Here is a 12,559-nt window from a genome sequence, read left to right on the forward strand (position 1 = left end):
CTTTGGGCTTTAGCGGTGTGAGAAATGGGAAGTTAATTCCCATTAGGTCAATTCCAGTAGCGATTAACTTGCATTACATATTTTTTGGTAAAAAGGCCATCCGTACTTTTCGTTAGAGTTAGGTACTCTCTTGAGATTGGCAACAAAAATGATAGTGATGCGATGTACCTTACTAATACCAAATTGGCATAGGAAGTCTTGATTCAAAAGTCTGGAATAGCCTATTGGTTTTAATCCAAAATCCCAAATCTAAAATCCAAAATTGGTATAAGATGATGTCCCTAACTTCTATACTTCAAAATAATCATCTCAAAGACCGCCGTCTTCAGTTTGTCCGAACTCATCAAGAGGTTTTTGATGTTGAACCAATGTTCCCTCTTCGTCTGTTTGAAGAGGCAATTCTGGAGATAGAAGGTTCTTGTGGTATTGAATCTTCTTGCAAAGTTGAAGGGAGCCGACTACTAGCAGGGCGTTTTGAAGTTTGTAATGATTTTGGAAAGACTTGGCCGGAATCGCTAACTCATGCTTTTAAATTATTGAATAAAATCGAGAAGCGGCTGGGTATACATATTAATCGTGAAGCGTTTGAGCAGTTTGCAGCAGCACATATTGGCTCCAGAAAAATCATGAATAACACGATTGGCATTCATTTGGGTTCAAAACTTGAAGATTCCAGTGTTATGCTGTACATCCATCTCGACGAAAAGGAAGATCCTGAAGAATTAGCAAGGACAGCGATCGCTCTCGATGGTGGTCACTACTCAGATGAGTTAACACAGGTTTTGATTAGAGATACGATCGTCATCGGTTTTGAACTTTTCTTTGATGGTCGCAGTCATGTGGAGCTATATCCTATGGCTCCAGCACAACCTGGAGCAATAGGAAACAGAGGAAAGTATCTCACACCCTATATGCAAAAATATTGTTCACAGAAAGTGAATTCCATTTTTAGGGGAGCATATTTCCTCATGGCAAGCTTCTCTAAAGCTTATGCAACGCCAGTCTTATGGTTTTACTTCCAAAACGTCAAAGACATACCAAAATATTTTATATTTAATAGCTTAGGTGATAGAGTCTATAATTTTTGTCAAAGTCAAAGTTGTATCACACTTGCTGCTGTGGCTGTTACAGAGCAAGAGTTAGAGAACAGTCGATTAGAAAACTTTTGTTTTTACTACAATAAACGTGACGAATGTCAACCGCATCCGGTTTTTTGATTTTTATTGAAAATAACTCGGGCGACGAGATCGAAAAGTTAGAATAACAGATCAATTTCAGGGTTGTAATTTTGTCAGAATCAAACAGTAATATGAAATCCAAAAAAGAACGCTACATATCAATCTCCCCGTCACCCTCTCCCCTAGTCTCCCCGTCAATCATCTGTAGCAAACACTCTGCTGTCATCGACTAACCCACCTAATTGTGTTTTGTAATTGTCCATCGCCATGAGCAATCACCCTTTCGCTGTTTCCCTCAACCCTTTTGTCCAAGTCAAAAGCGCCGAAGACTACTACACCCTGCACTCGGCAGAATCCGATCCGACCGCTTTGCTAACCCTTGCCACAACGCCCGGAATCGGTATTGCTCTCGATCGTCTCAAGGAAGGCAACACCACCACCGCATCTCTCGTGCAAGGGTTAGCCGAACTTGATGGTCGGGCAGCCGGGGAACAGTTTGCACTGACGCTACAACAATTGGATGAGCGGGGTTGGTTGAGTTACGCCGTGTTGCCGCTGGCAGTGGCGGTTCCGATGGTGGAATCTGCCGAATTGAATCTGACCGAACCCTACTGGACACAAACCCGTCTGGGCCTCTCCCGCTTTGCCTATCAACATTCCTACGAAGGCACAATGGTGCTGGAGTCCCCCCTCTCCAAGTTTCGGGTCAAGCTTCTCGACTGGCGAGCAAGTGCGCTGCTGGCTCAACTCGCCCAGCCCCAAACCTTAGCAACACTGACGCCACCGCCCTACCTCGGACCAGAAACCGCCTATCAGTTCCTCAATTTGCTGTGGGCCGCGGGGTTTCTGACGGCTGACCCTGAACCTCCCTCGCTGCAGCTTTGGGACTTTCATAACCTGCTGTTTCACAGCCGCAGCCGCGGCGGTCGCCACGACTACCCAGGCATAGACAATGACATTGAGCAGTGGTCAGATTTCCCAGTGGTGAAGCCGCCCATGAGCGACAGGATTGTGCCACTGCCGCATCCGAATTTGGGCGCTTTGATGTATAACGATGCGACGCTGACGGAAGCGATCGAAGCACGAAAATCGGTTCGAGAATATGACGATAACCATCCGATCTCGATCGAGCAACTAAGCGAACTACTGTATCGCACTGCCCGTGTTAAGGAATTAATTGGCATAGAAGAGTTGTTAGGTAAGAATTGGCGAGAAATACTAGATTTTAAAGCAGATATTGACTATGGCGAGTTGAGCCGTCGGCCGTACCCTAACGGTGGAGCGATGTATGAGCTAGAGATTTATCCGGTGGTGCGACGATGTGAAGGGTTGGACACAGGGCTGTATCACTACGACCCATTGAACCATCAACTCGAGCAGATTATGGGGCCACAAGGCAATATCTTTGCTCTGTCAGGCTATAACATCGTTGCGAACAACCTCCCAGACGGTTTGGGAACACCACAAGTCCTTCTGGTAATTACAGCGCGATTTGGTCGGCTCTTTCGTCGCTATCGCTCTGTCGGTTATGCCTTGGTGCTTAAGCACGTTGGGGTGCTACAGCAAAACTTTTACTTGGTGGCAACCAATATGGGTCTGGCTACCTGTGCATTGGGGGGTGGAGATAGCGATGCTTTTGGTCGGGCGACGGGTCTAGACTATGTGGAAGAGTCGGCTGTCGGAGAATTTATGATCGGGTCATTGCCCAACCGCAATGTCGAAGCAAGTGGGTTGGAGTCGATTGAGGTTGATGACGCGGAAGGGTTGACTGAGGCTATGGTCTCAGCTAGTGAGATTGAATTTGGTGGAGTTGAGGCTGAATCTGAGTCTACTGAGACAGAAGTATTGGGAAATCAGCTTGAGTCAGTTGGGCGAGTGGCAAAAATTCTGCCAGATGAGGTGTGGGAAAGTCCTGAAAATACCTCAGCGCAAGTTGAGGACACGGGTGCTGAGGCTGTTGACTTGGCTCCTTCAGATCTGCTCTCCCAGACTCCAGATTCATCCAGTGTTGCTGAGGGTGAAAGCGAGTCGGCGGCGGTTTCAGCCAGTGAAGTTGAAACTTCTGCAACCAAACTATCGATCGCACTCCACCCCCACGACCTCGACGATCGCATCCCCGGACTAGCTGAACTCCACAACCAAACCCTCGGCGACCCCCGCATCACGATCGTAATTCTAGACGGCGACCCAGATTACACATTATCCTGCTTTGCCGGAGCTCAAGTCTCCAAGGTTTTTCCCTACTGGCACGAACCAGCAGATCCGATCGGCCCAGAACATTATGCCAGCTTTCAAGCAATCAGGGATAAGGGGCTCAAGGGTAAAGAGAAACAAGCCGCGATCGACGCTGCCTTACCAGAAGACATCCGGACGCGGGTTGAAATCAACGACCATGCTTGCCACGTCACCAGTACAATCGTCGGTCAAGAGCACAGCCCTGTTTTCGGCGTGGCTCCCAAATGCCGGGTAATCAATATGCCCCACGATGCCCTAGTACAAGGTAAGTCTGACGATGAAGTAGGTAACTATAACGATGTGCTGTCTCCTCTTAACCTCGCCCGCGCTTTTGATTTAGCCTTAGAATTGGGAGCAAATATTATCCACTGCGCTTTTTGTCGCCCCACCCAAACCAGTGAAGGGGAAGAGATTCTTCTCCAAGCGATTAAGAAATGCCAAGACAACAATATCTTGATCGTCGCGCCTGTAGGGAACAATTTCAACAAATCCTGGTGTCTGCCTGCCGTGGTGCCGGGAATTTTGGCAGTGGGAGCCGCAAAAGTCGATGGTACGCCGTCCGACTTTAGCAACTGGGGCGGCAACAACACAGAAGAAGGTATCCTGGCTCCGGGTGAAGATATTCTAGGGGCGCAACCCTGCACCGAAAAACCCGTGCGCGTAACAGGAAGCAGCATGGCAGCCCCGGTGATGACGGGTATTTCTGCGCTGCTAATGAGTCTGCAACTGCAACAGGGTAAACCCATTGATGCCGAAGCCGTCCGAATAGCACTGCTCAATACCGCGATTCCCTGCGACGCAGAAAAACCAGAACGCTGTCTGCGCGGCTTTGTCAATATCCCCGGCGCAATGAGAGTGCTGTTTGGGCAACCCTCCCTCACCATTTCCTTCGCGGGCGACAAAGTGATCCGCACCGAACGGGCAGGCTATGCCGCCCCCCTCGCGAGTCAGGCCTCCCCCAGTACCCAAGAGGTTGTTGCCAGTGCAGCGATGCCTGCTGTCTTGCCCGCCACTCCTGCCGAGGAACCCGTCACCGCCGCCGCGACTCCCGCAGACACAGGCACTGTGGAAGCCAGCACCGCCTACTCTGGCAACGTTTACGCCCTAGGGACGATCGGCTACGACTTTGGAGATGAAACCCGCCGCGACTCTTTCCAACAACAGATGGCTCCCGCCGAAGTAAACGGCATCACGGTGCCGGCAGACCCCTACGATGCTCGCCAGATGGTCGAGCACCTCGATCGCAATCCAGATGAAGGCCGTTCCCTGATCTGGACCTTGAGCCTCGATGGAGACACGATATATGCCCTAGAGTCACCGGACGGCGAGGTCTACGAGATGTTTGTGCTGATGTTGGCGGGGCAACTCGAGCCAGAAGCCAGCGATGATTTTGTGGAGCGGGTCAGCATACCCGCCCGACGCACCAACCGCACGGTGGAACTCTCCTCCGGTGAGGTTGTGCCTGTAGTGACGGTACCTTACGCGCGGGGAATGTACGGCTGGAAAGTCAATACCCTGGTGAACTCGGCGATGGCGGCAATCTCTCGTCAGGTGGACGAAGCCCAAGCACCCCTCGTGCAACAGGCTCTGACAGCCTTCCTCAACCGAGTCTACAACGATCTTCGCAATGTGGGCCAGACTTCGCGCGATCGCGCCCTCAATTTCGCTGCCACCAACATCTTCCAAGCGGCTTTGACCTTTGCTCGGGCGATCGCGGAAGGTCGGCAACTCGACACCATTAACGTCGAAAAAAGCCCCTTCTGTCGCATCAACAGTGACTGTTGGGATGTCAAGCTTGAGTTCTACGACCCAGACAATAATCGTCGGGGGCGCAAAGTTTTCCGCTTTACCCTTGATGTGGTGCTTCTGATGCCGGTGACTTTGGGTGAGGTGAGAAGCTGGTCACTCCCTAGTAAAGAGAGTTGAACGCACCGGTGACGGGCTCGCGCCACAAGGGTCGGTATGGCGTGAGCTTCTGGGCAATTCCAGAATTTCCTTCAAGGTACTCGTAATTTTAGGAATAATCCTAATAAGCTGAGGCACATCTAAATTTGACAGTCAAATTCGAGCAAATTCTTGTGGGGTGTCCCGCCCGCCCAAAAATACAATTTAGATGCGTGGCAGCTTACCTTGGCACGACTTACAGCAGATTCCACGTTGTTTATGAAGTACACCCGCTTCTCGATCGCTCCCCGTAGGGACACGGCATTGCCGTGTCCCTACCTCTGCTTACTTTTTATCAACAGGCATCTTGTCTGTTCCACAAGCACAATTTGTATTACTAAGGCTCAAGAAGTAAAAACATGGGGATAGAATTTAACCATTTATATGTTACTCTCGACACAGAAACGCTAGAGTCAATAGCCAAATCAGAGTTCATTAGCCAAGAATTCTGCACAATATCCAGAGATACCGTAGAAACTGATCGAGAGAGTTGGGCGGGAACTTATCTCAGGGGAAAACATAGCTATATTGAGCTTTTTCCTCCAGGGGGTGCGGAAGGGTTGAGGGAAGGTTTTTCGGGTATAGGTTTCAATAGTAAACAAGCAGGACAGATTGATATTGTAGATGGAAAGCTAAAATCCTTAGTAGCCCAAGAAACGTTTTCTGGTTTGCAAGTTCGTCAAACCGAAGATGGAAAAGTGCCCTGGTTTAATTATTTGGCGCTCAAATCAGAGAAAGAAGCCTTCAGTGCGTGGTTGATGGAATTTGATCGGGATTATTTAGACTATAAAAACATCAAGCTTACCAGTGCTGGTTGCTTTGACCGTGCTGCTTATCTGAAAAACCTTGCTACTTCCGAAACTTCTTTATTTGACGACATTTCAGAAGTTCATCTGGAATTGACTTTAGCGGAACACGAGGAACTAGCATTACTACTTCGAGTCTTTGGCTATGACTCATCTTGCGTAGGAGATATTACTACCTATCGTTCTGATGGTTTTACTTTACAAGTATCTCAGAAAGTTGCTCCCAGTTATCGAATTCGCAAGGTTTTTTGTACCATGAAGGATCAAGTTCATCAGGAAAGAAAGTTCACTTTCGGTGATAATGCACAGTTAAATGTGGGTGGAGAGTTGGCAATTTGGCAGTTTGGATAACTGAAGCAATAAGTTAAAAAATAAGGCTCTCCTAGACTAAATAGGATAAATTAATTGTCGATTATTGTCCATAGTTTCAACGAAGTTTCGCAACACTCTATTTTGATAATTTTATTCTAATAGAGAGATGTCTAATATCAACTCCGGTAGCATCGGAATTAATATTACCCAGAGTCAGGACACGGCACTGCCGTGTCCCTACAATCAATCGGCGTAGGGACACCGGGCTCTCGCGGTGTCCTCGGTATCATTCCGATGCTACCGGAAACCATATAATGCGCGAATCCTTAACTCCTTTCCTAAATCGCGTCTATCACGACTTACATAATTTGGGGCAGACTTCGCGCCCTCAACTTCGCCGCCACCAACATCTTCCAAGCGACTTCGACCTTTACTCGGATCGTCCAGGGTCGTCAACTCGACAGCATTACAGTCGAAAAAAGCCCCTTTTGTCGCATCAACAGCGACTCTTGGGATGTCAAGCTTGAGTTCTTCGACCCGGACATTAGTCGTCGGGCGCGCAAAGTCTTCCGCTTTACCCTTGATGTGGTGCAGCCGATGCCGGTGACTTTGGGTGAGGTAAATAGCTGGTCATTGCCATCTCGCTCAAAATAAAGTCAAGCGACATGATATAGAGGACACGGCAGTGCCGTGTCCCTACAATTAATCGGGGTAGGGACACGGCACTGCCGTGTCCTGACTGTGGTTAATATTAATTCCAATGCTACCGGATTTGATATCAATAGCTCTTCTCGGTTTATAGATTAGTGCCGATCGAGATTAATTCGCTTTCAGCTTATTAGTTAGGTAGACTAAAAAATCTAAAAAATATTGGGATTTGAAAGATATTTTAAAACTTACAAACCATAAGTCAGCAAAATTTCAGGCGACCCCGAAAGTTCAGAAATTTATGCTGTATGACTGACGCAATTGACACAACAAAGCACCCATAAGTTTATGGGTGCTTTATGAATTCACATCAATAGATCGAGCTGAATTGACAGCACTCTACTTTACCAGTAGCGGTACACTGTTCTGAAGGAACCGTCGCAATTCCGGCGGTACACGACGTGACGGGTCGGACGGTAACAGTTGTATCGATTAGAATAATAGTGACCGCCGTTGACGCTAGCTGATTCTTCAGGGGTGAGTTCAGCAAAGAGTGAATTGTCCTTTGTTTCTTTCATGATTTGACTCCGTTTAAGTTTAGAAAATTGAAGGTAAACTAGAAATATTATCTAATTTCTAGAGCCTCGTGTAAATACTGACTAATACTTCTGCTAGTGCTGTGCGCTCTCCGGAATGTTACGGATAAATTTTCAAAATTTACCCGATCGCACAACCTGACTCAGCTATTTAAACCACTAGCGTTTTGTAAGGGCGATAGTCGTTCGGATTGTACTGATAAAGCTGGCTCGGCTGCGGCAGGAAAAACAGCATATTGAGGTCATCGCTGCTGCTGTTAGCACCGCTGACACCGCTGGTAATGCTGCCACCGCTGACAGTAGCAGATTCTCGATCGCTGAGTTCGATGAAGAGTGAATTTTGTTGATTTTCTGACATAAAGAACTCCTATTAATACCTATGTACTTACTTACTACCTACGCATACATGAAAAACCCGGTAACAGTGCCAAAACTCATTGCAGAAACCCCATATTTGCATGACTGTAGCCCGCAGGCTTCACCAGTCTTGATATTTGGCGAAGTTTGTGGGTGAGAACGGCAAAGCTGTGCGGATTTTTACCTTGACCCTGTGAATTTTGATTGAAACTTCTAAACCTATTCTTGATTTCCGGAAAGCTGAGAATAAAGGTGACAAAAGAAATCAGCGATCGATCTCTCCCTCCCCCCCAACTCAAAACTCAAAACTCCAAACTATTCCCCTCTCCCCCCTTGCCGCCATGTCTCTCACTCCCGAAGCCACACCCACTGAAACCTTTGATAACGACCAGTTTTTGCCCCCTGTCAGCCGCTGGACGACTTTGGGGGGCATTTTGATGGTGGCGACCTTTGGCGGGGCGATCGCCCTTGCTAGCGTCACCAAATACAGCGCTACAGTCAAAGCAGGCGCGATCGTCCGTCCGGCCGGAGAAGTGCGCGTCGTGCAAGCAGCAACCGAAGGAACCGTCGAAAGCATTGCTGTCAGCGAGAATCAGACAGTAAAAGAAGGTGATGCGATCGCAGTTGTAGACGCTTCGCGTTTGGACGCTCAAAAAAAGCAGTTAGAAGAAATAATTAATCAGTCTCAAACAGCAGCACAGCAAATCAACCAGCAACTGCGCGACTTAGAAAATCAAATTTTGGCCAGCGCCCAATTTAAAAGCATCCAAAGTGAAAGTTCCGCCCAACAGGAATTAATCGAATCCGCTTTAGTAAAATTCGCCACATCGCTGCCGGATGTCGCCGAAAGACTGGGCAGAAGTCGGCGGGTTTTGCTAGTCAAGCGATCGTCCATTCAACAACAATTAATTCAAGCTAAAAAAGAACTAAATCAAATTGAGTTAAAACTCGAAAATAGCGTGATCCGCACGCCCACTGATGGTACAATTCTCAGATTGGAAGTACGAAATACTGGTCAAACCGTACAAGCCGGCAGCGCGATCGCTCAAATAGTCCCCAGCGACGTACCCCTGGTAGTCAAAGCCAAGGTGACATCCCAAGACATCGCCCGCATCCAAATCGGCCAACCCGTACAGATCAGGATTTCGGCTTTGCCTTTCCCCGATTACGGCACGTTAAAAGGAACTGTCAGCGAAATCGCCCCAGATGCGATCGCGCCTCAAAATCCCGCTAATAATTTAGGCACAGCTTATTACGAAGTGGCAATTAAGCCCGAACAAACTTATTTAACCAAACTCAAATCCGCCAACAGTCAATTCTTCGGAAACTCCCAGGCTAATGTCCCCCGCCAGTATTCGATTCAATCGGGAATGGAGGGCAGAGCCGATATTATTACCGGCGAAGAAACTGTTCTGACATTTGTTCTACGCAAAGCAAGGTTGCTGACAGATTGGTAATTGCTTTTAAGCCCATTTCTTAAATGCTACGGCTAAGGACACGGCCAGGCCGTGTCCTTAGAGATGTTGAAAAAGGTAAGGAGACGGCCTGGCCGTGTCTTTACAGATGTCTTAAATGTGGAACGGGCTTCTAGCCCGTTGCTGACAACGGTGCAAGATGTGAATTTCAACCAAGAGTATCTTAAATCAAAATAACGTGTCAATATAGAAATGTGAGTTCAATTCTATTCTTTCCTCATGGGCAAACAGCGCGTTCTTTCTGGAGTTCAGCCAACAGGCAATCTTCACCTCGGCAATTATCTCGGTGCCATTCGCAACTGGGTAGAAGGTCAAAGTCAGTACGAAAATTACTTCTGCGTCGTCGATTTGCACGCAATTACCGCACCGCACAATCCAGCAACTCTAGCCTCCGACACTTACACGATCGCGGCACTCTATTTAGCTTGCGGCATCGATTTAGAATATTCTACTATTTTCGTGCAATCCCACGTCTCGGCGCACACAGAACTAGCATGGCTGCTCAACTGTATTACGCCGATTAACTGGCTCGAAGATATGATTCAGTTTAAAGAAAAAGCAGTTAAACAAGGCGAAAATGTCAATGCAGGCTTGCTAAATTATCCCGTGTTAATGGCAGCAGACATTTTGCTTTACGATGCCGACAAAGTGCCAGTGGGAGAAGACCAAAAACAGCATTTGGAACTCACCCGCGATATTGTCATCAGATTAAATCACCAATTCGGCACACCCGAAAAGCCAGTATTGAAACTTCCCGAACCGTTAATTCGGACTGACGGTGCGAGGGTGATGAGTTTAACAGATGGCACGCGCAAAATGTCGAAATCCGACCCTTCCGAACAAAGTCGAATTAATTTATTGGATTCCCCAGATACGATCGCCAAAAAAATTAAGCGCTGCAAAACAGATGCCGTGCGGGGTTTGACTTTTGACGACCCCGATCGCCCCGAAGCTAGAAATTTGCTGACGCTTTATCTCCTGCTTTCCGGCAAATCTAAGGAAGAAGTAGCAACCGAGTGTGAAAACATGGGTTGGGGAGATTTTAAACCCTTGCTGACAGAGACGACAATTAATGCCCTCAAACCAATTCAGGATAAATACAAGGAAATAATGGACGATCCGGGATATTTAGAGTCTGTACTACGTCGCGGAAGAGAACAAGCAGAAGCTATTGCTAATCAAACTCTAACTAAGGTGAAGACAGCTTTCGGTTATTCTTTACCTGTTTAGTTGTTAGTTGTTAGTTGTTAGTTGTTCTTGGTTACTTGTTAAGAATGACAACTGCCAACAGCCCACTAACAACTGCTAACAGTCCCCTGCCAACAGTCAACAGTCAAATAACAAATAACCAATAACAGACAAATAATCATGAACCGTTTTCGCACAGCCTGCACCACCCCCGGAGAATTTATAATTACCGCCGAAGTTGCCCCACCAAAAGGTGGCGACATAACTCACACAATTCAAATGGCTGAACGCCTCAAAAACCGAGTGCACGCCATTAATATCACCGACGGGAGTCGCGCAGTTTTGCGAATGTGTCCGCTAGCAGTTTCGGCGATTTTAGTGCAGCACGGAATTGAGCCAATTTGTCAAGTTGCTTGTCGCGATCGCAATCAAATTGGCCTGCAAGCCGATCTCATGGGAGCCCACGCTTTAGGTATTCGCAATGTATTAGCACTTACAGGCGATCCCGTCAAAGCGGGCGACCATCCTAAAGCAAAAAGTGTATTCGATTTGGAATCAGTTCGACTGTTGCAAGTTATTCAAAAAATGAACGGCGGCAAAGACTGGAATGACAAACCTTTAACAGACGGAGTTACCGATTTATTTGTCGGTGCTGCCGTCGATCCGCAATGCCCCAGTTGGTCTGGTTTGCAAAGCCGATTCGAGAAAAAAGTAGAGGCGGGAGCACAGTTTTTTCAGAGTCAATTAATTACAGATTTTGAAGTTTTGGATAAGTTTATGCACCACGTTGCAGCGGGCTGCAACAAGCCAGTTTTAGCAGGAATATTTTTGTTTAAATCAGCTAAAAATGCTGAATTTATTAAAAAATACGTGCCGGGAGTTAATATACCGCAAGAGACGATCGACCGTTTAGCAAAAGCTCCCGAACCCTTGCAGGAAGGCATAAAAATAGCTGCCGAACAAGTCAAGCTAGCGCGGCAGATTTGTCAAGGAGTTCACATGATGGCCGTCAAACGAGAAGATTTAATTCCTCAAATTTTGGATTTGGCAGGAATCGAGCCACTGAGCTAAAATTAAACGTAGGGGCGGGTTTTACAAATCATCAATGTCTAAAACTAATGATGTCGTAAACCCGCCCTCCCCGCGCCCTAAGCTACCATTTTGAACATCAAGAGGACAGTCATGGTTCAAACTGTAGACAACCCAACAACTTCTCCCCCAGTCGAACAACGTTTCACTTGGCGCGGTTTGACATGGCATCAATTCAAGGCTATTCAAGCTGGTTTTGAAGACGTGCCGAATGTACGCTTATTTTATTGTGATGGAGTTCTAGAAATTGTGGGAATCAGTAAACCTCACGAGGCAACTCGATGTCTGATTGCAGCGCTACTGAGCAATTTTTTTCAATTTAATAGAATACAATTTTTTCCCAGTGGCAGTTACAGTCAAATTGTTGAGGGTAAAGTGGAGTATCAAGCAGATTTGTCTTATTGTTTCGGAACAGATAAAGATGTTCCCGATCTGTGTATTGAGGTAGTTATTACTAGCGGTAGTCCGATTAAACTTCAGAAATACCGACTGATGGGAGTCCCGGAAGTCTGGTTTTGGGAAGACGGCACTTTAGAGCTTTACCATCTGCGAGAGGAAGGTTACGATCGCATTACTAGCAGCGAAATGCTGCCTGAGTTAGACTTATCTTTGCTGAAACGCTGCATTTTATTTGCTTCGCCTTTGGATGCGCTTGAGGAATTTTCTAGAGGAATGGGCGATCGGGAAAATTGACTAATAAACTACTTTTGAAATTGCTCGATCGACTAAAC

The 12,559-nt window shown here is 47.1% G+C and carries 9 protein-coding genes and 1 pseudogene; 8 read left to right on the forward strand and 2 right to left on the reverse strand.

Features of this window, described 5'->3' with window-relative positions:
• Positions 1-224 precede the first annotated feature (224 nt).
• The 4 genes and pseudogenes from QUB30_RS05875 to QUB30_RS05890 all read left to right on the forward strand — a co-directional run.
• On the forward strand, positions 225-1,217 hold the full coding sequence (locus QUB30_RS05875; RefSeq protein WP_333330450.1) for a LynF/TruF/PatF family peptide O-prenyltransferase: 993 nt from the start codon (positions 225-227) through the stop codon (positions 1,215-1,217).
• A 228-nt stretch (positions 1,218-1,445) separates the two neighbouring features.
• Entirely contained in the window at positions 1,446-5,339 is a 3,894-nt protein-coding gene (locus QUB30_RS05880; RefSeq protein WP_333330453.1) for a PatA/PatG family cyanobactin maturation protease, read from the forward strand.
• Between the two features lie 377 nt (positions 5,340-5,716).
• On the forward strand, positions 5,717-6,514 hold the full coding sequence (locus tag QUB30_RS05885) for a DUF5829 family protein (protein WP_333330457.1): 798 nt from the start codon (positions 5,717-5,719) through the stop codon (positions 6,512-6,514).
• A 287-nt stretch (positions 6,515-6,801) separates the two neighbouring features.
• Positions 6,802-7,129: pseudogene (locus tag QUB30_RS05890) on the forward strand (cyanobactin maturation protease PatG family protein); the annotation flags it as partial.
• Positions 7,130-7,527: 398 nt separating this feature from the next.
• Here QUB30_RS05890 and QUB30_RS05895 read toward each other — a convergent pair.
• Both QUB30_RS05895 and QUB30_RS05900 read right to left on the reverse strand, forming a co-directional pair.
• Positions 7,528-7,701: a hypothetical protein gene (locus QUB30_RS05895; RefSeq protein WP_333330460.1), complete on the reverse strand. Its 174-nt coding sequence runs from the start codon at positions 7,699-7,701 to the stop codon at positions 7,528-7,530.
• A gap of 169 nt (positions 7,702-7,870) precedes the next feature.
• Complete coding sequence (locus tag QUB30_RS05900; RefSeq protein ID WP_333330463.1) at positions 7,871-8,077, reverse strand: secretion protein HlyD; 207 nt, start codon at positions 8,075-8,077, stop codon at positions 7,871-7,873.
• Positions 8,078-8,276: 199 nt separating this feature from the next.
• Here QUB30_RS05900 and QUB30_RS05905 point away from each other — a divergent pair, with 199 nt between their 5' ends.
• The 4 genes from QUB30_RS05905 to QUB30_RS05920 all read left to right on the forward strand — a co-directional run bounded on the left by QUB30_RS05905 (position 8,277) and on the right by QUB30_RS05920 (position 12,521).
• Positions 8,277-9,533 (forward strand): HlyD family efflux transporter periplasmic adaptor subunit, encoded by a 1,257-nt coding sequence (locus QUB30_RS05905; protein ID WP_445300468.1) that lies wholly within the window; start codon positions 8,277-8,279, stop codon positions 9,531-9,533.
• 237 nt (positions 9,534-9,770) lie between these two features.
• The gene (gene trpS / locus QUB30_RS05910; RefSeq protein WP_333067839.1) at positions 9,771-10,781 is read left to right on the forward strand and encodes a tryptophan--tRNA ligase; all 1,011 of its coding nucleotides are present in this window, start codon (positions 9,771-9,773) and stop codon (positions 10,779-10,781) included.
• Between the two features lie 138 nt (positions 10,782-10,919).
• Positions 10,920-11,810, forward strand: coding sequence for a methylenetetrahydrofolate reductase (locus tag QUB30_RS05915; RefSeq protein WP_333330467.1), 891 nt, complete (start codon positions 10,920-10,922; stop codon positions 11,808-11,810).
• 111 nt (positions 11,811-11,921) lie between these two features.
• Entirely contained in the window at positions 11,922-12,521 is a 600-nt protein-coding gene (locus QUB30_RS05920; RefSeq protein ID WP_333330470.1) for a Uma2 family endonuclease, read from the forward strand.
• The last annotated feature ends 38 nt before the right edge of the window (positions 12,522-12,559 follow it).

The sequence above is a fragment of the Microcoleus sp. BROC3 genome (genome assembly GCF_036702515.1).
GTDB lineage: Bacteria > Cyanobacteriota > Cyanobacteriia > Cyanobacteriales > Microcoleaceae > Microcoleus.

Bases quoted from the DNA above. Each gene is read 5' to 3' on its own strand.
- QUB30_RS05880 (WP_333330453.1), top strand. From the start codon at position 1,446: ATGAGCAATCACCCTTTCGCTGTTTCCCTCAACCCTTTTGTCCAAGTC.
- QUB30_RS05920 (WP_333330470.1), top strand. From the start codon at position 11,922: ATGGTTCAAACTGTAGACAACCCAACAACTTCTCCCCCAGTCGAACAA.
- QUB30_RS05895 (WP_333330460.1), bottom strand. From the start codon at position 7,701: ATGAAAGAAACAAAGGACAATTCACTCTTTGCTGAACTCACCCCTGAA.
- QUB30_RS05885 (WP_333330457.1), top strand. From the start codon at position 5,717: ATGGGGATAGAATTTAACCATTTATATGTTACTCTCGACACAGAAACG.
- trpS (WP_333067839.1), top strand. From the start codon at position 9,771: ATGGGCAAACAGCGCGTTCTTTCTGGAGTTCAGCCAACAGGCAATCTT.
- QUB30_RS05900 (WP_333330463.1), bottom strand. From the start codon at position 8,077: ATGTCAGAAAATCAACAAAATTCACTCTTCATCGAACTCAGCGATCGA.
- QUB30_RS05915 (WP_333330467.1), top strand. From the start codon at position 10,920: ATGAACCGTTTTCGCACAGCCTGCACCACCCCCGGAGAATTTATAATT.